The following is a 21531-nucleotide window of genomic DNA, read 5'->3' as shown; positions in this document are numbered from 1 at the left end:
CTCATTGGGATGTGAGCAACGGTGGGCGGCGCAGCAGACCATGTATCGGTCCGAACACCACGGACAGCAGATAACCGACGCCGGCTACCAATACGATGGCCGGGCCGCTGGGTAGCGAGTAATAGAAAGACAGCAACAAGCCGAGCCACACCGACAAGCAGCCGAGGAGGGCGGCGATGGCAATCAGGATCGGCAAGCGTCGACTCCAGAAACGTGAGGCAGCGGCGGGTAGCATCATCAATCCGACGACCATGAGCGCGCCGATTGCCTGGAATCCGATCACCAGATTCAGTACGACCAGGGTCAGGAACACGCCGTGGGCGAGTGGGCCGAGGCGGCTGACGGTTCGCAGGAATAATGGATCGAGGGTGTCGAGCAGCAGCGGCTTGTAGATGAACATCATGGCAATCAAGCTGAATGCCGAGACCCACAACATGCCGGTGAGGGTCGGGCCATCGACGGCCAATGCTGAGCCGAACAACAGGTGCAGCAGGTCGAGGCGTTTACCGGCCATACCCAGAATCAACACACCGCAGGCCAGCGATATGGGATAGATCGCCGCCAGGCTTGCGTCTTCACGCAGGCCGGTACGGCGGGTAATCCATGCAGCGAGGCCGGCCATGCTCAGGCCTGCTCCGAGACCGCCGAGTGTCAGCGCCGGCAAACTCAGGCCGGCGAACCAAAAGCCAAGTGCTGCTCCGGGGAGGATGCCGTGGGCGACGGCGTCACCAATCAGGCTCATGCGCCGCAGGATCAAGAACACCCCGAGCGGCGCAGTGCTGCAGGCCAACACCAGGCCGCCAAGCAATGCGCGACGCATGAAGAGGAACTCGTAGAACGGTTGCCATAGGGTGACAGTGAGCATCAGGCCACCTGCATGTGCGGGGACTGCTGGATGAGTTCTGCGCTCGCGCCGTAAACGCAAGTTCGGTTTTTGATCAGCAGCGTTTTCGGGATGTGTTGGCGAACGGCGGCGAGGTCATGGCAGACCACGACCAGCGTTCGTCCTTCGGCGTGCCAGGCGTGGATGTGTTGCCACAGGAGCTGTTGACCCAGTTCATCGAGTGCGGCGTGGGGTTCGTCGAGGAGCAGCACAGGCGAGTCGGTCAGGCTCAATCGCGCGAGGAGCGCGCGTTGTAGTTCACCACCGGACAGCGCCATCAGCGGGCGATTGTCGAGGCCATTCAGGTGCCAGGCTTCCAATGCCGCGGCGAGGCGCTGGGCACGCAATTGGGTGGAAAGTCTGCGACCCCAGAATCCCGCGGCAACCAGTTCCTGGAGGCTGATCGGGAATTGACGATCCAGATGCTGTTGTTGTGGGAGGAAGGACACACCACTTTGACGTGGAACACTCAGGGTGACCTGTCCTGCCAAGGGTTTTTGCAGTCCGGCAATGACTTTCAGCAGGCTGCTTTTGCCACAACCATTGGCTCCGATGATTGCCGTCAGACTGCCGCTTTCAAGCTCAAGGGTCAGAGGCGAAGTGAGTGCTTGGCCGGGTGCGCCCCAGCTCAGGTCCTGGCAGCGAATCATGCGAGCTCCCGGTGCCAGGTGCTTTCCGCGACAGCGTCATGGGCATGGAGGCTTTCGGCGTGAATCACTCGCAGGTGGAGTGCGCTGACTCCCGGGGAGCGGCGTAGCGCGAGATTCAATCGGCGTGCGGCGTCTTCGCAGAACATCAGGTTCTGCCCATTGGCCAAGGCGAAGGCTTGTTCGTCCGCACGTTTCACCGCCGTTTGTACGGCGGTGCCGAGCGCTGCTTCAGCGTCGTTGATGATCGTGCTCAGCGGCAACTCGTCTATAAATTCGTCGAGGTGCACGTGCAGTTGGGCGGTGCTGCGTTGACTGTGTGGCGTGGCAACAATGCCTTGGGACGAGCCTAGCCAGGTTAGAACTTCGGCATGTTGCAGTGGCTTGTTGGCGAAATCATTGATGAATTGTTGCTGGATCAATTGTCTCGCCAAGGCTGCTGAGCATGGACAAGTTGAAGAGTATGGCACCTCGATTTTGAGTTCCACGTGGAACACTGTGTTTTTCAGGCTGGCTGAAATGATCGCGGGGTAGGACTTCCACCCAGCCAGAGGGCTGACCATCGCCGGCCTTTTCAGCAGCAAATTGGTATGAATATTCAGGTAGGCGTTAGTGGATAAACCATGGTGGCTGTCGAGGAAAAACTGGAGAAGTCGGCGCAATAGAGCAGGGCGGAGGTTCTCCTCCTCAAGGGCTTCCAAAGCCAGATACAGGCGCGACATGTGAATACCGCGCGCTTCACCATCGTCAAGGCTCACGCCTGCATCAGCCTTCGCGGTCAAGCGTTGGCCATCTAACAAGACCGGTAGCGCTATGCCGCACATGCCCACCCATTCGAGCGGCAAGGCTTGGCGAGCAGATTGTGCGGCGATATCCGGGAGTGTCAGCGAATTCATGTTCGGAACCATCGTGTTGATTGAATTGGATGTTACATTATAACAATTCAAATCACGATGCCTTTTTCATGAACAGGCTTTCATATGCACAGACGTCATTTGCTCACTCTGATTCTAGCCAGCGCCGCCTTCGCTTTACCTATAAGTGGCTCCGCGACACAAATCCGCCAAGCGAGGTTCTGGCGCTCCGATAAAAAGCTTCGGTTGGTGTTCGATTTAAGCGCACCTGTTCGATACAATGCGTTCAGCCTCAGCGCACCAGAGCGGCTTATTATTGATTTGAGCGGTGCAACGCTCAGTGGAGATTTGAGCCAACTGGCTCTCAACGACACGGTGATTCGTTCGATTCGATCAGGACAAACGGGGCTGGGCGACACCCGTATCGTTCTCGATCTGAAGATTCCAGTGCGGGTTAACAGCTTCCTGTTGGCCCCTCAGGATGGTCAAGGTCATCGTCTGGTTCTGGATCTGGTCAGCGCAAAACAAGAGTCGACAGTCGCAATGGTTCCACGTGAAACACCTGCGATTAAGGCCCATCGAAAGCGCGACATCATTGTGGTTGTCGATCCTGGCCATGGCGGCAAAGATCCCGGCGCAGTTGGCGCGAAAGGTGAGCGTGAGAAGGACGTTGTACTTTCAATCGCTCAGATGCTCGCCAAGCGCCTGAAAAAAGAGAAGGGCTTTGACGTAAAACTAGTGCGAAACGACGACTTTTTTGTGCCCTTGCGCAAGCGGGTGGAGATTGCCCGTCAGCATAAGGCTGACCTGTTTATCTCCGTGCATGCTGACGCAGCGCCGCGACTGACGGCCTCAGGCGCATCGGTTTACTGCCTCTCCGAAGGTGGTGCGACATCGGCGACTGCGCGGTTCATGGCGCAGCGCGAGAACGGTGCGGATTTGCTTGGCGCAACAAGTCTGCTCAACCTCAAAGACAAGGATCCGATGCTTGCGGGTGTCATCCTCGACATGTCGATGAACGCCACCATTGCTGCCAGTTTGCAGCTTGGCAGCAAGATTCTGGAGAGTCTGGCGGGGATTACCACACTGCATCAGAAGCGTGTGGAACAGGCAGGATTTGCAGTGCTCAAGTCACCCGATGTGCCATCGATCCTGGTGGAAACCGGCTTCATTTCCAATGCTCGCGACAGTCAACGTTTAGTCACCAAGAGACATCAGCAGGCCATTGCGGACGGGTTGTACGAGGGCTTGCAGCGCTACTTTCAGAAAAATCCGCCGATCGACAGCTTTCTGGCCTGGCAGCAGGAGCAGCCCAAAAGCCTGGTTTAGCAGCCGCTAATCCGACTACAGGTAAATTTTGCGCTACTGCCTCCCGAGCTGGAGAAACGATTGATCGTCGTCCAACCCACGCGTCGGGTGTAGCCCACCCAGGCTTCACCGTCGGAGGCGATACCGGTGAAGAACGTCAATTGGCCGAAGCGGCTGTTGGTTTGTGCCCAATAGCGTTGGCCGTTCTTCTCGAAACCTCGCAGGTAGAGCGTACTGCCAACAGTGTTGACGCTGTAGGCATTGCCGTCGGCATCCATGCAGGCCAGCAGATTGGCGCTACGCGTGCAGGTGGCGGGCGCAGGATTTTTCCCCCAGGCGCTAGCGGCCGTTAACAACGCCAGACTCAATATTGAGCATTTCAGCGCTTCTTTCATGACATTTCCTGAGCGGCGTATTGATCGCAGCTTCCGACTCTTGGTCGTGAAGAGCAAGGGCGGGGCTGGCTAATTCACATTGTTATACTATAACATCAATTTGAACTGAGCCTGATTCGGTCGATTTCAAGCGTTTAGCTTCATGCGAATCCATTGTCTGAAGCCAAAAAACGTCCAGCGCTACGCAAAAGCGCAGATCGGCTGCCACTTGTAGAGGATTACCCAATGTCAGCCGCACTGCCTGTGACCGTTCTTTCCGGATTTTTGGGCGCCGGAAAAAGTACACTTTTGAATTACGTACTACGTAATCGGCAAGGGCTGCGTGTGGCAGTCATCGTCAACGATATGAGCGAGATCAATATCGATGGCAGCGAAGTTCAGCGTGATGTAAGCCTGAACCGCGCTGAAGAAAAGCTTGTAGAAATGAGTAATGGCTGTATCTGCTGTACGTTACGCGAAGACTTGCTTGAAGAAGTCAGCAAACTGGCCCGCGATGGACGATTCGATTACTTGTTGATCGAATCCACCGGCATCTCCGAGCCTCTGCCGGTCGCGGAGACCTTCACCTTCCGCGATGAGCAGGGCCAAAGCCTCGCCGATATCGCGCGGCTGGACACCATGGTCACTGTAGTCGACGGGGTGAATTTCCTCCTCGACTATCAGGCCGCAGAAAGTCTCGCCTCCCGCGGGGAAGTTCTTGGCGAAGAGGACGAACGCTCCATCACCGACTTGTTGATCGAGCAAATCGAATTCGCCGATGTACTGCTGATCAGCAAGATCGATTTGATCAGCCAGCGGGAGCGTGAAGAACTGGTCGCCATTCTCAAGCGCCTCAACGCCCACGCCGAGATCATCCCGATGGTGATGGGGGAGGTACCGCTGGAGAGCATTATCAATACCGGCCGTTTCGACTTCGAGAAAGCCGCACAAGCGCCGGGTTGGTTAAAGGAATTGCGCGGTGCGCACGTCCCGGAAACCGACGAGTACGGCATCGCATCCACTGCTTATCGCGCGCGCCGACCCTTTCACCCGCAACGCTTCTTCAACTTCATCGACCGCCCGTGGCTCAACGGCAAATTGCTGCGCTCCAAAGGTTTTTTCTGGCTGGCCAGCAAGCCGAATGACGCCGGCAGTTGGTCGCAGGCCGGCGGTTTGATGCGTCATGGTTTTGCCGGGCGTTGGTGGCGTTTTGTGCCAAAAGACCAGTGGCCGCAAGATCAGGAAAGCACCCTGGCGATCATGGAAAACTGGACGCCGAGCGTCGGAGATTGTCGTCAGGAGCTGGTGTTCATCGGCCAGAACATCAATTTCCCTCAGCTCTCAGGCGAACTCGATGATTGCCTGCTGACCGACGAGGAAATGGCGCTCGGTGTGGAAGGCTGGCGGTTGCTGGCGGATCCGTTTGGCCCTTGGCACGCAGAGGTGGCCTGATGCTCGCGTTGAAAATGCTCCACGACCGTACGCGTCATCAGCATCAAGGCAATACGCCAAAAGCACTGATACGGATTCTTGAAGATGACGTAAACCTCGCCATATGGCAGCGTCAATTGCCGCTGCACATCGCCGACTTTGCCAGTTTGCTGCTGTCACTCAACGTACCCTTGGCCGAGTCGCTGTGCCTGGAGATCAATGACGAAGACGCCGATCCTGATCTCACTGGGCTGGCCACAAGCTTCCGCGATCTGGAGGGTTACGAAGGCTTTATCGCTGACTTGAAATGGCTGGTCGGCGCGTTCGCCTGCCTGCTCGGTGCGCGGCGTATTGGCCTGCGCTTGCGCGTGCTGGATAAGGCCATGTGCCCGCGTTTCCACGTCGACCATGTTCCGGTGCGGCTGATCACGACCTATGCGGGCATTGGCAGTGAATGGCTCAAGGAAGGGGCAATGGATCGTCGTCAGCTTGGCCAGGCAAACGCCGAGCCGCACGAGTCCCGGCAGATTCAGCGACTCAAGAGTGGCGAAGTGGCGCTATTGAAAGGCGAAAAATGGCACGGCAACGAAGGTTTCGGGCTGATCCACCGCTCGCCGCAATTGGCGCCCGGCGAGCGTCGGTTGATGCTGACCCTCGACTGGCTCGGCTAGCGCTTCAAGGCTTGAGCCACGCGCCTTGGCTCTGACTTTCGCAATACGGCTTCAAGTAGGCCGCATCGGTGGCGACGCCGTAATAGTGGATATCCTGGCGATAGGGCATATTGGCGACTTGGGCGTTGCTGCACACGCCAAATGCCCCGCTCGGGCATTGATCGACGTACTGCACGTCGACCTTTTGCCCGGCCAGCGTTGGCTGACAGAAGCCGTCGTTAAACAGTTGTTCCGGGATGTTGCGGTTCTGCTGGCAGACTTTGACGTCGAGCCGTTCGCCTTGGCTATGCACCACGCAGGCCTGGGCCAGGACTTCGCTCGACACCAGCAGCAACAGCAACGACCATCCGTTTAAACGCATCTTCGACCCCCTCAGAAACTCTCCTCAGACAAGTGCCAGCCATGTTGCAGAACATTCCTACCCATGTCATCGCAGGCCCGCTGGGCGCTGGCAAGACCAGCCTGATTCGCCAGCTCATGGCGCAACGGCCGGCGGATGAGCGCTGGGCGGTGCTGATCAACGAGTTCGGTCAGATCGGCCTCGATGCCGCGCTGCTGACCCGCGACGGCGATGGTATCGCACTGGGCGAAGTGGCCGGGGGCTGTTTGTGTTGCGTGAATGGTGCGCCGTTTCAGATCGGCCTTGGACGGTTGCTGCGCAAGGCCAGGCCGCATCGGCTGTTTATAGAACCGTCCGGACTGGGCCATCCTGCGCAATTGCTCAAGCAACTGAGCGAGGCGCCATGGCTGGGTGTACTGACGGTTCAGCCGTGTGTTTTGGTACTGGATGCTCAAGCACTCCAGGCGGGTAAACCGTTGCCGGCAGCTCAACAGCAAGCATTGGCCAGCGCCGGTTTGCTGTTGCTGAACAAGGCTGAAAATCTGGATGAAGCCGCCCGACAGACGATATCCAGTCAGTTGCCGCCAGTCAGGCAGATCTGGACACAGCAGGCACAACTGTCAGTGAGCGAATTGCCGGGGTTGGCCATTCGAGCGGTGGCAGCTGTGGATAACCTGATCATGCCAAACGGTGCCGCGCCAATGCCGGCGCTCTGGAGCGACCCGACGCTGCCGATTTGTCTGAGTCAGGCGCAGGAGGGCGGATGGAGTGTCGGTTGGCGCTGGCATCCGAGCCAGACATTCGATCGACAAAGCCTCGACGATTGGCTCAGCGGTCTTACCTGGAACAGAGCGAAAATGGTTATCCACAGCACCGATGGCTGGACGTCAGCCAATGCTCTGGATAACGCAGCGCTGATTTGGCAAACCAGTGAATGGCGCAAGGACTCACGGATCGAACTGATTTTCGCCGATCCACAGAGCATCGCCGAGTTGCAGGCCGGGTTGGCGCAGTGCCGGATTCAGCCGAGCTGATTCACGGCTTCCACTTGGTGTGTTCCTGCCGCCACTGACTCAGCTCGATCACCTCGGCCCGTGGCTTGTGCACCTCGACCACTGGCGGCGTATCGTCGAACGGTGCCGGGTAGGGCGCCAGCTCGATCTGCGCACTGTGCGCGCCAAACTGGGTGATGGTGCCGTTGTGACGGGTCTCGCCGGTTACGGTGAACTCGAAGTTGTACACCCGCGCCAGACGTCGGCGGCCGTTGGCGTCCTTGATGAAACCGATCTTCTTCAGCGCCACGTTGCCGTCGAGCAGCTCGACACGCACGTTCAGGCAATGCTGCTTGACCCGTTCCAGCGCCCGCTCGCGCAAGCCATGGTTGTGCCACAACCAGGCGCCGGCAGCGGCGAACAGCATCAGCACGAAGATGTTTTCGAGGGTCAGCATCAACAAGGGACTCCAAAAGATAGCGTCAGCTTAACTGCGTCGCCGGTCTGTCGTACAGGCTGCGTTTCGTCGCATACTGCGCGGCTTGAATTTCAATCGTTTTACGGAAAAACCCGAATGAAACGTACGCCTCATCTGCTCGCCATCCAGTCCCACGTGGTGTTCGGCCACGCCGGCAACAGCGCTGCGGTTTTTCCGATGCAGCGCGTCGGGGTGAATGTCTGGCCACTCAACACCGTGCAGTTTTCCAACCACACGCAGTACGGCCAATGGGCGGGCGAAGTGCTGCCGCCGCAGCAGATTCCCGAATTGATCGAAGGCATCGCGGCCATCGGCGAGCTGGGCAACTGCGACGCAGTGCTGTCCGGCTATCTCGGCAGCGCGGCGCAGGGCCGGGCGATTCTCAGTGGTGTGGCGCGCATCAAAGCGGTCAATCCCAAGGCTTTGTATCTGTGCGATCCGGTGATGGGGCATCCGGAGAAGGGTTGCAGTGTGCCCGCCGAAGTCAGCGACTTTCTGTTGGACGAGGCGGCCACCGTGGCGGACTTCATGTGCCCGAATCAACTGGAGCTGGACAGCTTCTCCGGGCGCAAGCCGCAGTCGCTGTTCGATTGCCTGGCGATGGCGCGGGCGCTACTGGCGCGTGGGCCGAAAGCCGTGCTGGTCAAGCATCTGGATTACCCGGGCAAGCCGGCGGATGGTTTCGAGATGTTGTTGGTAACCGCCGAGGGCAGTTGGCATCTGCGTCGCCCGCTGCTGGCATTTCCGCGTCAGCCGGTGGGCGTGGGCGACCTGACGTCCGGATTGTTCCTGGCGCGGGTTTTACTGGGCGACAGTCTGGTCGCTGCGTTCGAATTCACGGCGGCGGCGGTGCATGAAGTGCTGCTGGAGACTCAGGCGTGCGCCAGTTATGAGCTGCAACTGGTGCGGGCGCAGGATCGGATTGCGCATCCGCGGGTGAAGTTCGAGGCGACCGCGATCAGTCTGTAAGACTGCGTTACCCCATTCGCGAGCAGGCTGGCTCCCACATTTGGTTTTGTGTACGCCACCGATCCTATGTGGGAACGAGCCTGCTCGCGAAAGCTTTCGTCAGATCGCTATCAATCTCAGGCGTCGCCCTTGATCTCCTGATAGCGCTTTTCCAGCTCCTGGCGAATCTGCCGGCGCTGCTGAGCCTGCATGTAGCGGCGTTTGTCTTCACTGTTCTGCGGTTGCAGCGGCGGCACGGCGGCCGGTTTGCGCTGGTCATCCACCGCGACCATGGTGAAGAAACAGCTATTAGTGTGGCGCACCGAGCGCTCACGGATGTTTTCCGTCACCACTTTGATGCCGACCTCCATCGAGGTATTGCCGGTGTAGTTGACCGACGCGAGGAAGGTCACCAGTTCGCCAACATGAATCGGCTCGCGGAAAATCACCTGATCCACCGATAGCGTCACCACGTAGCGGCCGGCATAACGGCTCGCGCAGGCGTAGGCCACTTCGTCGAGGTATTTGAGCAGGGTGCCGCCGTGGACATTGCCAGAGAAGTTGGCCATGTCGGGGGTTATCAGTACCGTCATCGACAGCTGGGCGTTTCCGGGTTCCATAACGTTCTCACGGTTCAAGGCTGGTTTGCTGGAAGCGCCTCTGCGGGCGCCTGGTCGCTTTTCAAAAGCACCGTTATCGGGACGCCGGGCGACTGGCCGCCGTCACGCCGGGATCGATCTGTTTCCATATATTGCACCGCCTTTCAGGCGTAAGTCGCGGTGTTACCCTGCAAAAGCCCACCCCAAGGGCAATTCCCACACGAAAAGCGGATTTTTACCCTGCTCGCTCAGATCTTTCTGACGCCTGACTGCGAGCCTCGTCATTCAAGGAGCCCACGCCATGCATGCCATCAGTTTTATTCAGGACCTGGCAGTGATCATGTTGGTCGCGGGTGTGGTGACTGTCCTGTTTCACCGTTTCAAGCAGCCGGTGGTGCTGGGCTACATCGTCGCGGGGTTCATCATCGGCCCGCACACCCCGCCATTCGGCCTGATCCACGATGAAGAAACCATCAAGACCCTCGCCGAGCTGGGAGTGATCTTCCTGATGTTCTGTCTCGGGCTGGAGTTCAGCCTGCGCAAGCTGTTCAAGGTCGGTGCCACGGCGTTTATTGCGGCGTTCCTCGAAATCGTCCTGATGATCTGGATTGGCTATGAAATAGGTCGCTGGTTCGACTGGAACACCATGGATTCGCTGTTCCTCGGCGCAATTCTGGCGATCTCCTCGACCACCATCATCGTCAAGGCGCTCAATGATCTGAAGATGAAGAACGAGCGTTTTGCGCAGTTGATCTTCGGCGTGCTGATCGTCGAGGACATTCTCGGCATCGGCATCATCGCTTTGCTCTCAAGCATCGCGGTCAGCGGCACCGTCAGTTCCGGCGAAGTGTTCTCCACGGTGGGCAAGTTGTCGCTGTTCATGATCGTCGCACTGGTCATCGGCATTCTGCTGGTGCCACGTTTGCTGGCCTACGTCGCCAAATTCGACAGCAACGAGATGTTGCTGATCACCGTGCTGGGCCTGTGTTTCGGCTTCTGCCTGCTGGTGGTCAAGCTCGAATACAGCATGGTGCTGGGCGCGTTCCTGATCGGCGCGATCATGGCCGAGTCGCGGCAACTGCTGAAGATCGAGCGGCTGATCGAGCCGGTGCGTGACCTGTTCAGCGCGATTTTCTTTGTCGCCATCGGCTTGATGCTCGACCCGATGATTCTTCTCCAGTACGCGTGGCCGATTGCGGTCATCACTGTAGCGGTGGTGCTTGGCAAGATGCTGTCCTGCGGGCTCGGTGCGTTTATCGCCGGCAATGACGGACGCACCTCACTGCGGGTAGGGATGGGGCTGTCACAGATTGGCGAATTTTCCTTCATCATCGCCGCGCTCGGGATGACTTTGCAGGTCACCAGCAACTTCCTCTATCCGGTGGCCGTGGCGGTGTCGGTCATCACCACGCTGCTGACGCCTTACCTCATTCGCGCGGCTGACCCGCTGTCGATCAAGCTGTCCGCCGCAATGCCTAAGCGTCTCGGGCGTGTGTTCGGGATGTACGGCGAGTGGCTGCGCAGCATCCAGCCGCAAGGCGAAGGCGCCATGCTGGCGTCGATGATCCGGCGGATTCTGTTGCAGGTGGGGGTCAATCTGGCGCTGGTGGTTGCGATCTTCTTCGCCGGAGCGTACTTCGCCGAACGCATCTCGCTGTCGCTGCACGACTGGATCAGCGATCCGAGCTGGCAGAAGGCGTTGATCTGGGGCGGGGCGTTGCTGGTGTCGTTGCCGTTCCTGATCGCTGCCTATCGCAAGCTCAAGGCGCTGTCGATGCTGCTGGCCGAGATGGGCGTGAAGCCGGAGATGGCCGGAAGGCACACGCAGCGAGTGCGCCGGGTGATCTCCGAGGTGATCCCGATCCTCTCGCTGCTGGTGATTTTCCTGCTGCTGGCAGCCTTGTCGGCCAGTATTCTGCCGACCAACAAGTTGCTCGTGCTGATCGCCGTGGTCGCGGCCGCCGTGGCGGCGCTGCTCTGGCGCTGGTTCATCCGCGTGCACACGCGGATGCAGGTGGCTTTGCTGGAAACCCTCGACAATCACAAGGAGTCGTCGGGGCATTGACCACCTGGCGCGTTGGGCGAATCAGCTTTCCAGCCAGACGTCCCGCGCCCAGTGCCACACCGATTCCCAGGATTCTTCGGTGATCAGCTCTTCTTCGCCGGACCACAGCACCACGGTGCCGTCTTCTTCGACGCAGTAATAGTTGTCGCCGTCCTGGCAGATCGGGATCAGATCGCGCGGCACGCCGGCGTCCCAGGCATTCGCTGCCACATCCGGCAAATAGGTATGCGATTGCGGGTCGGTGACAGTCACCGGCTCCAGGCTGCCGTAAACCACGTCGCTGACGGTCAGCAAAAACTCTTTGAAGACGAATGGAATGTTGATGAAGAGTTCTTCTTCGACTTCCACCAGTTGGTCTTCGTCAGGCAACTCCAATGGAACCGGTACGGGTTCGTTGGCTTCGCGCAGTTGTTCGATGATTTCTTCCACGTCCGGGATCCTCTTGCTTGAATGGCGCGGTTTATATGGGCCGGTTTATACAGTAGCTCGCTATAGATGCAACCGCGAAATAGAAAAACCCCGGACAAGTCCGGGGTTTTCTTTAACCGTTGCCTGGCGCAGAAGGGATCAACCGTTCTGGCGAATACCGGCTACCAGCCAAGGCTGGTTTTCGCCTTGCGGACGTTCCATGTTCCAGCTTTCGCTGAAGACTTCGCCCTGGTCGAAGCGCGAGGTCTTCGACACACCGCTGAAGGTCAGGGTGGCGATGGTCTTGTCGGCACGGTCATCCACGCCGTCCAGTTGCACCTGAAGGTTGTCGATGTAGGTCGACTGGAAGCCGTCGCCCAGATCCGCACGCTCACGCTTGAGGAACTCAAGCATTTGCGGGGTCACGAACTCGGCGATCTTGTCCATTTCGTTAGCGTCCCAGTGTTGCTGCAGCGACTGGAAGTGGCTGCGCGCAGCAGCCAGGAAGTTCTGTTCGTTGAACCAGGCTGGCGCGTTGATTACCGGACGGGCGGCAGCCGGAGCAGCCGAACCACCGAAGATCGAACCCATGCCAGCAGGCTTCTGCTCGAATGCCTCACGCTGCATCGGCGCGCCGGCCGGAGCCAGGTGCTCCTGTTGCTTGCGTCGACGAGCGGCGATGAAGCGGAAGATCACGAACGCGATCAGGGCCATGATCAGGATGTCGAAAATCTGCATGCCCTGGAAGCCGCCACCCATGAACATGGAAGCGAGCAGGCCACCGGCGGCGATGCCGGCCAGAGGGCCGAGCCATTTCGAAGCGCCGCCAGCCTTGGCAGCAGCACCGGCGGCACCGGCAGCACCCGCGGTCGCCGCAGCGCCGCCCATGCCTGGAGAAGAAGGAGCCATCTGGCTGGTCTGGTGCGTCGGCGCAGCGCCGGCGCTTTTGCCACCACCAAAGCGCTTGGCATTGGCGTCGAGGCTCATCGTCAGGCCGATGCACAACGCCATGGCGATGCTAAGAAAACGTTTCATAAAGGGAATTCCCGTTTGTGGAGACACGCGCGCCATGTTGCACAGCTCAAGTGGCACTGGCTAGCGAGAGAGTGTTTCGGGCTTTTGCCTGACAGCTTACGTTCAGCTCGGTCGCGGCAATAGGACCCTGTACTTTTGTCTGTAGGAAAAAGGGATAGGTTCAGCAGGAAATGTTGCCTAGCGACGAAACGCCAGCATCACCACACCGGCAGTGATCAAGCCGATACCGCCCCACTGGCGCAGATCGAGTTTCTCACCCAGCAACATCACGCCAAGTACCGCCACCAACACCACACTGAGCTTGTCCACCGGAGCGACCAGTGAAGCCGGGCCCACCTTTAACGCGCGGAAGTAGCACAGCCACGACGCGCCGGTGCCCAGACCGGACAGCAACAGGAACAGATAGCTCTTGGCGGATATTGATCCCAACGACTGATATTGGCCCGTGGCATACAGAATCAAGGCCAGGCTGACGAGTACCACGATGGTGCGTAGCAGGGTGGCGAAGTCAGAGTTGACGTTTTCGATGCCGATTTTGCCGAAGATCGCCGTCAAAGCAGCGAAAGTCGCCGAGAGCAGGGCCCAGAATGTCCAGGAAGAAAAGAAGCCTGAGCCCATGGTGTTGCCTCCAGTGTTCATGTGCGATCGTTCCCACGCTCTGCGTGGTAACGCCGCCATGGACGCTCCGCGTCCACAGTGACGCGGAGCGTCACGGGATGCATTCCCACGCCGAGCGTGGGAACGATGAGCAACGACGGGCTGCCTTTAGATCGCTTCCAGCTTCGCGTACCCCAGCATCAGCCACTTGCTGCCTTCGCTGAAGTTCACCTGCACCCGCGCCTGTGCACCTGCACCTTCGAAGTTGAGGATCACGCCGTCACCGAATATCGAGTGACGAACTGTTTGCCCAAGGCTGAACCCCGTTTCCGGAATCTCGCTGCCGCTGAACAGGTTGCTGCCGCTCATCGACTGATTGCCGCCGAACGGTCGGCTGACGCTGTTCGACAGGCGTACTTCCTGAATCAGACCTTTCGGCACTTCGCGTACGAAACGCGAGACCTTGTTGTAGGTTTCGCTGCCGTACAGGCGTCGGGTTTCAGCATAGGTCATCACCAGATTCTGCATCGCCCGGGTGATGCCCACGTAGGCCAGGCGCCGCTCTTCCTCGAGACGGCCAGGTTCTTCCAGGCTCATCTTGTGCGGGAACAAGCCTTCTTCCATGCCCACCAGGAACACGTAAGGGAATTCCAGGCCTTTGGCGCTGTGCAGCGTCATCAACTGAATGCTGTCTTCATGCTCGTCAGCCTGCGTGTCGCCGGCTTCCAGCGAAGCGTGGCCGAGGAAGGCCGCCAGTGGCGTCAGCTCTTCGTCGTCTTCGGTATTCTCGAAGTTGCGCGCGGCGCTGACCAGTTCCTCAAGGTTTTCTACCCGGGCCTGGCCTTTCTCGCCTTTTTCCGCTTCGTGATAAGCGATCAGGCCAGACTGCTCGATGACAGTCTGGGTCATCAAATGCAGCGGCATCTCCATGCACTTGGCGGCGAGGTTCTCGATCAGTTCGATAAAAGCACCCAGCGCACCGGCGGCGCGACCGGTCAGGCCTTTATTGGCGACCAGTTGGCGCATCGCTTCCCACATCGACACATCGCTGTGACGGGCGTGGTCGCGGATCGCTTCGACGGTTTTCTCGCCGATGCCGCGAGCCGGAACGTTGATCACCCGTTCCAGCGCGGCATCGTTGCCGCGACCTTCGAGCAGGCGCAGGTAGGCCATGGCGTTCTTGATTTCTGCCCGTTCGAAGAAGCGCTGGCCGCCATAGATGCGGTAGGGAATGCGCTCACGCAGCAAGGCTTCTTCCAGAACGCGCGACTGGGCGTTGGAGCGGTACAGAATCGCGATATCGCTACGAGCCAAGCCGGTTTTCAGCGCGCTTTCGATGGTTTCGACAACGTAGCGTGCTTCGTCGTGTTCGTTGAACGCGGCGTACAGATTGATCGCTTCGCCATCGCCGCCATCGGTCCACAGCTCTTTGCCGAGACGACCGGTGTTATTGGCGATCAGAGCGTTGGCGGCTTTGAGAATGCCCGCGGTGGAGCGGTAGTTCTGCTCCAGGCGAATGGTCACCGAATCCGGGAAGTCGGACGAGTACTGATGAATGTTCTCGATTTTCGCGCCGCGCCAACCGTAGATCGACTGGTCGTCGTCGCCGACCACCATCAGGCTGTCGCCACCCTTGCCGAGCAGGCGCAACCAGGCGTACTGCACGGCGTTGGTGTCCTGGAATTCGTCCACCAGAATGTGCCGGAAACGCTTTTGATAATGCGCCAGCAGGCCCGGGTGATCGCGCCACAGATCGAGGGCGCGCAGCAGCAGTTCGGAGAAATCGATGACGCCGGCACGCTGACACGCGGCCTCGTAGGCCTCATAGATGCCGCGCATGGTCGCCAGATACAAATCGCCGCTGGCTTGGATGTGTTTGGGACGCAGACCTTCGTCTTTCTGCCCGTTGATGAACCACTGGGCCTGACGGGCCGGCCAGCGTTGTTCGTCGAGGCCAAGCTCGCGGATCACCCGCTTGACCAGGCGTTGCTGGTCATCGCTGTCGAGAATCTGGAAGGTCTGGCTCAGCCCGGCCTCCTGCCAGTGCGCCCGCAGCAAGCGGTGCGCCAGGCCGTGGAAGGTGCCGACCCACATGCCGGCCGGGTTGATACCCAGCAACTGCTCGATGCGATGACGCATCTCGGCAGCGGCCTTGTTGGTGAAAGTCACCGACAAAATGGAGTGGGGCGAGGCGTTTTCAACCTGGATCAACCAGGCGATACGGTGCACCAGCACTCGGGTTTTACCGGAGCCAGCACCGGCCAGGACCAACTGACGGCCAACGGGGGCGGCTACGGCCTGGCGTTGGGCATCGTTGAGAGAGTTCAGCAGAAGGGAGAGATCATCGCGCATCGGGGCATTCTAGGGTGCGCCGCAGGCCCGGGCAAACCGAGCTTTGCATTAGCCGATGAAAGTGCTGCCGATGACGACCGGTCGGTCACCGGCTACAGGCGTTGGTCCGTCTCGCTTGGAGGGTTTTGCCGGCGAGAGAGGCGGGTAAAGTTTCGCCCGATTTATGATCTGGAGCAGTTTGGCAAAGGGGGCGGCTTGTGTATGCTCCGTCCACGTTTCGGGCGCACGCCCTCCTTATAAGAACAAGAACGTTGCCCATGACCCTCAGCGCCGAACTGTCGGGCCCCTCCGTGGAACCCCGGGTTATCCGCAAGCACTATGCCGTTGAAATGGCGGTGGAGCGCACGCGCCTGCTGTATCAGGGCTCCTTGTTGCCCACCCTTTTCATGTTGATCAATGGTCTGGTCTGCGCCGGTTTGCTCTGGAGCCCGCAGCGCTATTTCGTGGTCAGCGTCTGGCTGGTGTGGTTGCTGTCGCTGGTGGCGTTGCGGGTGATTCAGGTTGCCGCATTCGACTCGGCGATCCCCAACCGTCAGGCCCAGCCGATCTGGTTCCGGATGTTCCTGATCGGTTCGACCATGACCGGCCTGACCCTGGCCGGTGCCGGCATCGCTTTGGTGCCTGCCGACAACTTCATTCAGCAAGCCTGGGTGTTCGGCCTGATTGGCGCCGCGACGCTGTCAGCCAGCGTCGCCTATGCAGTGAGCCTGCCAGCGTTTCTGTCGTTTACCTTGCCGTGTCTGTTGCCGGCGATTGGTTTTCTGTTCTGGGGCGGCGATGAACTGGCGCGAGGCTGGGGCTGGCTCGGGCTGATCCTGCTGTGCTCATTGAGCGTGGTGGCGTGGCAGGTCAATCGGCTGATTGATCGCAGCTTGCTGCGGCGCTTTCAGAATCAGCGCCTGATCGAACACCTGCAGCAAACGCAGTCGCGCAGCGAGCAGCTCAATCAAGAGCTGGCGACGGAAATCGACCATCGCCGCTGTGCCGAGGGCAAGTTGCGCGAAGCGCAGGTCGAGCTGGAGGATCGCGTCGCCCAGCGCAGCCGTGAACTGGATGCCGCCAATCAGGCCCTGAGCAAAAGCGAAGCGCGCCTGGCGCTGGCCTTGAAGGCCAGTGAGCTGGGACTGTGGGACTGGAATCTGCAAACCGATGAAGTCCATCACACGCAAATCCAGGAACTGTTCGGCCTCGCCCCGGAATACGTCACGGCGATCCTGCGTGACCTCAAGCCGCGCTTGCACCCGGAAGACGTGCCACCGCTAAAGCATGCGCTGGTCGAACATCTGAAGGGGCGCACCGAGGATTATCAGATCGAGTATCGCGTTCGTCACGGCGATGGCCACTGGGTGTGGATCGAAGACCGTGGTCGCGCCGTGGAGCGCAGCGACAGCGGGCAAGTGATCCGGATGGTCGGCACGCGTCGCGACATCAGTGCCAGCAAAAGCCTTGAAGAGCAGCAGAGGCTGGCGGCGACGGTGTTCGAAGCGGCCAGCGAAGGCATCGTGATTCTCGACCCGAACTACGCGTTGATCGCGATCAATCAGGCCTTCAGTCGGGTCACCGGTTATGACATCGACGACATGCTCGGGCGCAACGTCGTCGAGCTGCCATGCAGCCGCGATGCCCGTCGTCATTACGTAGCGATCCGTCACGCGCTGGAACAGCACGGCAGTTGGCAGGGCGAACTGGTGGAGACCCGCAAGAATGGCGAGCTGTACCCGCAGTGGCTGCAACTGAATGCGGTGCGCGATCATCGGGGAAATGTCAGTCATATCGTGGGTTTCTTCGCCGATCTTTCCGCTCGCCGCGAATCCGAAGAGCGCATGCGTTACCTGACGCACTACGACGAACTCACCGGGCTGGCCAACCGCTCGCTGTTCCGCGAGCGTCTGCACGAAGCGCATCAGCGGGTCCGGCAGGGCGGGCGGCGCAGTCTGGCGCTGCTGCACATCAATCTGGATCGCTTCAAGTTGCTCAACGACAGCCTCGGTCATGAAATCGCTGACCAGTTGCTGCAGAAAATGGCCCGTCGTCTGATTAATGCTTTACCGGAAGCCGACACCATCGCGCGCCTGTCCGGTGATGAGTTTGCAGTGCTATTCGATGCCTACGGCAACCTGTCGAGTCTGGCCCGTGTCGCCACGCGGTTGTCGGCCAAGCTGCGTCTGCCGCTGACTGTGGAAGGGCATGAGCTGGTGGTCAGCGCGTCGATGGGCATCAGCATGCTGCCGGACAATGCGCGGGAGATTTCCGCGCTGGTCAGTCAGTCGAATATGGCCATGCAACATGCCAAGCATCTGGGCGGTAACAACTTCCAGTTCTACACCGAGAGCTTGCAGGCCAGCACCCTTGAGCGTTTGCAACTGGAAAACCAGCTGCGCAAAGCCATCGACGAGAAGCAACTGAAGGTGTTCTACCAGCCGAAGCTATGCCTGGAGACGGGACGCCTGAATGCGGCGGAGGCGCTGGTGCGCTGGGATCATCCGACGATGGGTCGGGTGCCGCCGGGGGATTTCATCGGGTTGGCCGAGGAGACCGGTCTGATCGGGCCGATCGGTGAGTTTGTGTTGCGTCAGGCCTGCTGGCAGGCGTGCGAATGGCAGCGACAGGGGCTCGCGCCGATTCGTGTTTCGGTGAATCTGTCGGTGCATCAACTGCGTCAGGGCAAACTGGTCAGCCTGGTGCGTCAGGTGCTCGAAGAAACCGGGCTGGCGCCGCACTACCTTGAGCTGGAACTCACCGAAAGCCAGTTGCTCGACAGCGTTGAACACATCATCGCGACGTTCCAGCAACTGCGCGATCTGGGGGTGAAACTGGCCATCGATGATTTCGGCACCGGCTATTCGTCGCTGAGTTACCTCAAGCGTATTCCGGTGGATTACGTGAAGATCGATCAGGCATTCATTCGTGGCCTGGGCGAGGGCAGTGAAGATGCGGCAATCACTCGGGCAATCATTGCCATGGCTCATGGCTTGTCACTGAAAGTGGTGGCCGAAGGGGTTGAGCGGCAGGAGCAGCTGGAATTTTTACGCGCTGAACGTTGCGATGAAGTGCAGGGCTATCTGATCAGCCGACCGGTGGAAGCTGCCGGGCTGGCCGGGCTTTTGCGCGAACAGGAAAACCCGGATTAAGGGCTACATGGATGCCATCGCGCCTGATATGGGGACATGGAGTTACGCATTGAGCAGGCAAAAAGCCGATTCATGTAGTATAACTACAAGCTTGCTACATCCCCGACCATAAGAAGAGTCCAGCCCCTTGAATCTGCTGCAACACATCGCCCAGTCACGTCACCTGTTACGCAAGTCGGAGCTCAAGGTCGCCGACCACGTGCTGCTTGACCCTGCGGCCGTGATGCACAGTTCCATGGCCGACCTGGCCCACAGCGTCGGCATCAGTGAGCCGACCATCGTGCGCTTCTGTCGCGCCATCGGTTGTTCCGGTTTTCAGGATCTGAAGCTCAAGCTTGCGCAAAGCCTGGCGGCGGGTGCCAGCTTCGGTCAGTTCGCGATCCATGAAGATGACTCGGTTGCCGATTACAGCCTGAAGATTTTCGACACCACGCTGCACACGCTGATGGAGGTTCGCGAGAAGCTCGATCCGGTGGAGTTGCAGCGCGCGGTGACGCTGATGTCGCAGGCGCAGCGTGTCGAGTTCTACGGCTTCGGTGCTTCAGGCGCGGTGGCGGCGGATGCCCAGCACAAGTTCTTTCGCCTGCTGCTGACGGCGGCGGCGTATTCCGATCCGCACATGCAGGCGATGTCGGCGGTGACGTTGAAGCCGACTGACGTGGCGATCTGCATTTCCCAGTCCGGGCGTTCGAAAGACCTGCTGATCACCGCCAACCTCGTTCGCGAGAGCGGTGCGTCGCTGATCACGCTGTGTCCGAGTCAGACGCCGTTGGCGGAGCTGTCCACCGTCAACCTGGCGATCGATGTGCACGAAGACACCGAAATCTATACGCCGCTGACCTCGCGTATCGCCCACCTGGTGGTGATCGACGTGCTGGCGATGGGCGTGGCCATGGCGCGCGGGCCGAGCCTGGTCAATCACCTGAAGAGTGTGAAGCGCAGTCTGCGCAGCTTGCGGTTGTCGCCGAAAGCGGTGAAAGCGCTGGATGACTGATGACTGACGTCATCGTAAGCTCGTTCCGACCTTAATCGCGGGCAAGCCCGCTCCCACAGTGGCAGGTGGTGTTCACAAATATTGTGTTCGACACAAAGCTCTGTGGGAGCGGGCTTGCCCGCGATGGCGTCCGCAAAAAACAACGCAAATTCATTGGACTGTCATCCTCCGGCAGCCAAACCGTCATCCCTCACGCCTATCGTGAAACTCCCGTAAACGCCTTGGGAGACTCGAAATGGCTCAGCCTTACGAAGAACGCAACAGCGCCGCGAAAACCCGTCGTCAGCAGGAAGACCAGCGCCGCATGGAGTTTCGCCGCGCTATCGAAGATCGCTTCGAACTTCGTCAGCTTCAAGCCGAAATCGGCGACTTTCCCGAAATCAATCACTGGCAGGCAGCGCCCGCAGCTTCCCGTCGAAACGCTCAACCAGCGCGCTGATCTGCACGCGCTCGCTGCGGATAAACGCCAGGAAGGCGTGCGCCACCGGTGACAGCCGTTTGGCCTTGGCTTGCACCAGGCACCAACTGCGAAACAGCGGCAACTCCTCGACCGGCAGCTCCACCAGGCCGCCGGTCGCCAGTTCCAGGTTCAGGGCGTGGCGCGTCAACAGCGCCAGGCCCAGACCCGCCAACACGCATTCGCGCTGGGCTTCGGCCGAAGCGACCTCCTGGGTCTGAGTGAAGTGCACGCGCTTTTCCTTGAAATACTCCTCACACGCCAATCGCGTACCCGAGCCAGGCTCACGGATCAGCAATGTGTAAGGTTCAAGGTCCTGCAAGCGCAACGGGCCCATGTGTGCCAGCGGATGATCCGGACGCGCCACGGCAACAATCGGATTATTGAGAAACGGCAGAAACTCCAGGCCCATGTCTTGCGGCACCATCGACATGATCACCAGGTCGTCGCGGTTGTCGGAGAGGCGGCGAATCACCTGGCCCCGGTTGACCACGGTCAGTTGCAGGTTCACTTCCGGATGCTGGCGCTTGAACGCTGCGAACAGGTGCGGCACGAAGTATTTGGCGCTGGATTCCACCGCGAGTTTCAGTTGGCCCTGCAGCGAGCCCTGCATGTCCGACAGCTGCATATCGAGATTTTCCAGGCGCCCGAAAATATCCCGACTGGCCCGTTGGAGTGCTTCGGCGGCCTCGGTCATGTAGAGTTTTTTGCCGACGTAATCGAATAATGGCTGGCCGATCAGCTCTTCCAGCTGACGAATTTGTAGGCTCACAGCCGGTTGTGTGAGCGACATTTCTTCCGCCGCGCGGCTGTAAGAACGCAAATCGCACACTTCGTTGAAGATCTGCAATTGACGCAATGTCATACGCATCAAGGACTTACGCATTTTCTACAGGCTCTGAACGCGGAAAGATGCGCTGACTATAAGTCTTTACTTATGCCTGACCCAATTTTTATTCATTTTTGT

21 protein-coding genes are annotated in these 21531 nt (G+C 59.4%); 9 read left to right on the top strand and 12 right to left on the bottom strand.

Features of this window, described 5'->3' with window-relative positions:
- Position 1 precedes the first annotated feature (1 nt).
- From ACVVH8_RS29885 to folE2, 3 genes are read right to left on the bottom strand one after another with little or no spacing between them, the layout of a single operon-like run.
- On the bottom strand, positions 2-865 hold the full coding sequence (locus ACVVH8_RS29885; RefSeq protein ID WP_475227804.1) for a metal ABC transporter permease: 864 nt from the start codon (positions 863-865) through the stop codon (positions 2-4).
- Positions 865-1533, bottom strand: coding sequence for a metal ABC transporter ATP-binding protein (locus ACVVH8_RS29880; RefSeq protein ID WP_475227801.1), 669 nt, complete (start codon positions 1531-1533; stop codon positions 865-867). The genes ACVVH8_RS29885 and ACVVH8_RS29880 overlap by 1 nt, the downstream gene beginning before the upstream one ends.
- A complete protein-coding gene (folE2, locus tag ACVVH8_RS29875) occupies positions 1530-2426 on the bottom strand; it encodes a GTP cyclohydrolase FolE2 (RefSeq protein ID WP_103302774.1) in 897 nt (298 codons plus the stop codon). Before folE2 ends, ACVVH8_RS29880 begins: the two co-directional genes overlap by 4 nt.
- 84 nt (positions 2427-2510) lie before the next feature.
- Between folE2 and ACVVH8_RS29870 the strand changes: the two genes are divergently transcribed.
- Positions 2511-3713 carry an N-acetylmuramoyl-L-alanine amidase gene (locus ACVVH8_RS29870; RefSeq protein WP_475227799.1) on the top strand — a complete coding sequence of 401 codons (1203 nt, stop codon included), beginning with the start codon at positions 2511-2513 and terminating at the stop codon, positions 3711-3713.
- Here the strand turns inward: ACVVH8_RS29870 and ACVVH8_RS29865 are convergent.
- Positions 3710-4087 carry a glutamine synthetase gene (locus ACVVH8_RS29865; protein WP_475227797.1) on the bottom strand — a complete coding sequence of 126 codons (378 nt, stop codon included), beginning with the start codon at positions 4085-4087 and terminating at the stop codon, positions 3710-3712. The two genes, ACVVH8_RS29870 and ACVVH8_RS29865, sit on opposite strands and share 4 nt — an antisense overlap.
- A 225-nt stretch (positions 4088-4312) precedes the next feature.
- On the opposite strand from ACVVH8_RS29865, the gene zigA reads away from it, so the two are divergent.
- On the top strand, positions 4313-5518 hold the full coding sequence (gene zigA / locus ACVVH8_RS29860) for a zinc metallochaperone GTPase ZigA (protein WP_475227794.1): 1206 nt from the start codon (positions 4313-4315) through the stop codon (positions 5516-5518).
- Positions 5518-6168: a DUF1826 domain-containing protein gene (locus ACVVH8_RS29855; RefSeq protein ID WP_475227792.1), complete on the top strand. Its 651-nt coding sequence runs from the start codon at positions 5518-5520 to the stop codon at positions 6166-6168. The genes zigA and ACVVH8_RS29855 overlap by 1 nt, the downstream gene beginning before the upstream one ends.
- A 4-nt stretch (positions 6169-6172) precedes the next feature.
- Here ACVVH8_RS29855 and ACVVH8_RS29850 read toward each other — a convergent pair whose 3' ends face one another.
- Complete coding sequence (locus ACVVH8_RS29850; protein WP_213027031.1) at positions 6173-6529, bottom strand: NADH:ubiquinone oxidoreductase; 357 nt, start codon at positions 6527-6529, stop codon at positions 6173-6175.
- A 41-nt stretch (positions 6530-6570) separates the two neighbouring features.
- Here ACVVH8_RS29850 and ACVVH8_RS29845 point away from each other — a divergent pair, with 41 nt between their 5' ends.
- Positions 6571-7542: a GTP-binding protein gene (locus ACVVH8_RS29845; RefSeq protein WP_315444964.1), complete on the top strand. Its 972-nt coding sequence runs from the start codon at positions 6571-6573 to the stop codon at positions 7540-7542.
- A 1-nt stretch (position 7543) separates the two neighbouring features.
- Here ACVVH8_RS29845 and ACVVH8_RS29840 read toward each other — a convergent pair whose 3' ends face one another.
- Positions 7544-7957 carry a DUF3301 domain-containing protein gene (locus tag ACVVH8_RS29840; protein WP_064389782.1) on the bottom strand — a complete coding sequence of 138 codons (414 nt, stop codon included), beginning with the start codon at positions 7955-7957 and terminating at the stop codon, positions 7544-7546.
- Between the two features lie 117 nt (positions 7958-8074).
- Here ACVVH8_RS29840 and pdxY point away from each other — a divergent pair, with 117 nt between their 5' ends.
- Positions 8075-8947, top strand: coding sequence for a pyridoxal kinase PdxY (pdxY, locus tag ACVVH8_RS29835; RefSeq protein ID WP_475227789.1), 873 nt, complete (start codon positions 8075-8077; stop codon positions 8945-8947).
- Positions 8948-9063: 116 nt separating this feature from the next.
- Here pdxY and ACVVH8_RS29830 read toward each other — a convergent pair whose 3' ends face one another.
- The gene (locus ACVVH8_RS29830) at positions 9064-9546 is read right to left on the bottom strand and encodes an acyl-CoA thioesterase (protein ID WP_475227787.1); all 483 of its coding nucleotides are present in this window, start codon (positions 9544-9546) and stop codon (positions 9064-9066) included.
- Between the two features lie 280 nt (positions 9547-9826).
- Here ACVVH8_RS29830 and ACVVH8_RS29825 point away from each other — a divergent pair, with 280 nt between their 5' ends.
- Positions 9827-11590, top strand: coding sequence for a cation:proton antiporter (locus tag ACVVH8_RS29825; protein ID WP_475227785.1), 1764 nt, complete (start codon positions 9827-9829; stop codon positions 11588-11590).
- 21 nt (positions 11591-11611) lie between these two features.
- Here the strand turns inward: ACVVH8_RS29825 and ACVVH8_RS29820 are convergent, their stop codons facing one another.
- From ACVVH8_RS29820 to uvrD, 4 genes are all read right to left on the bottom strand, one after another.
- Complete coding sequence (locus ACVVH8_RS29820) at positions 11612-12019, bottom strand: SMI1/KNR4 family protein (protein ID WP_007995855.1); 408 nt, start codon at positions 12017-12019, stop codon at positions 11612-11614.
- Between the two features lie 138 nt (positions 12020-12157).
- Positions 12158-13033 carry a Tim44 domain-containing protein gene (locus tag ACVVH8_RS29815; protein ID WP_103302758.1) on the bottom strand — a complete coding sequence of 292 codons (876 nt, stop codon included), beginning with the start codon at positions 13031-13033 and terminating at the stop codon, positions 12158-12160.
- 177 nt (positions 13034-13210) lie between these two features.
- Positions 13211-13651 (bottom strand): EamA family transporter, encoded by a 441-nt coding sequence (locus ACVVH8_RS29810; protein ID WP_103302756.1) that lies wholly within the window; start codon positions 13649-13651, stop codon positions 13211-13213.
- Positions 13652-13798: 147 nt separating this feature from the next.
- Positions 13799-15982, bottom strand: a complete 2184-nt coding sequence (gene uvrD, locus ACVVH8_RS29805; RefSeq protein WP_201236240.1) for a DNA helicase II — start codon at positions 15980-15982, stop codon at positions 13799-13801.
- A 257-nt stretch (positions 15983-16239) separates the two neighbouring features.
- Here uvrD and ACVVH8_RS29800 point away from each other — a divergent pair, with 257 nt between their 5' ends.
- The 3 genes from ACVVH8_RS29800 (at position 16240) to ACVVH8_RS29790 (ending at position 20546) form a co-directional block, all read left to right on the top strand.
- The gene (locus ACVVH8_RS29800) at positions 16240-19113 is read left to right on the top strand and encodes a putative bifunctional diguanylate cyclase/phosphodiesterase (protein ID WP_475227781.1); all 2874 of its coding nucleotides are present in this window, start codon (positions 16240-16242) and stop codon (positions 19111-19113) included.
- Between the two features lie 127 nt (positions 19114-19240).
- Positions 19241-20107 carry a transcriptional regulator HexR gene (gene hexR / locus ACVVH8_RS29795; RefSeq protein ID WP_007962240.1) on the top strand — a complete coding sequence of 289 codons (867 nt, stop codon included), beginning with the start codon at positions 19241-19243 and terminating at the stop codon, positions 20105-20107.
- A 235-nt stretch (positions 20108-20342) separates the two neighbouring features.
- A complete protein-coding gene (locus ACVVH8_RS29790) occupies positions 20343-20546 on the top strand; it encodes a PA3496 family putative envelope integrity protein (RefSeq protein WP_103302750.1) in 204 nt (67 codons plus the stop codon).
- On the opposite strand, the gene ACVVH8_RS29785 is transcribed toward ACVVH8_RS29790, so the two are convergent.
- Positions 20488-21450, bottom strand: a complete 963-nt coding sequence (locus ACVVH8_RS29785) for a LysR family transcriptional regulator (RefSeq protein ID WP_103302748.1) — start codon at positions 21448-21450, stop codon at positions 20488-20490. The genes ACVVH8_RS29790 and ACVVH8_RS29785 overlap by 59 nt on opposite strands.
- Between the last annotated feature and the right edge of the window lie 81 nt (positions 21451-21531).

This window comes from Pseudomonas trutticola BRTCR10 (assembly GCF_056155105.1).
The sequence above is the reverse complement of the archived record's forward strand: the minus strand, read 5'-3'. Positions and strand labels throughout refer to the sequence as shown.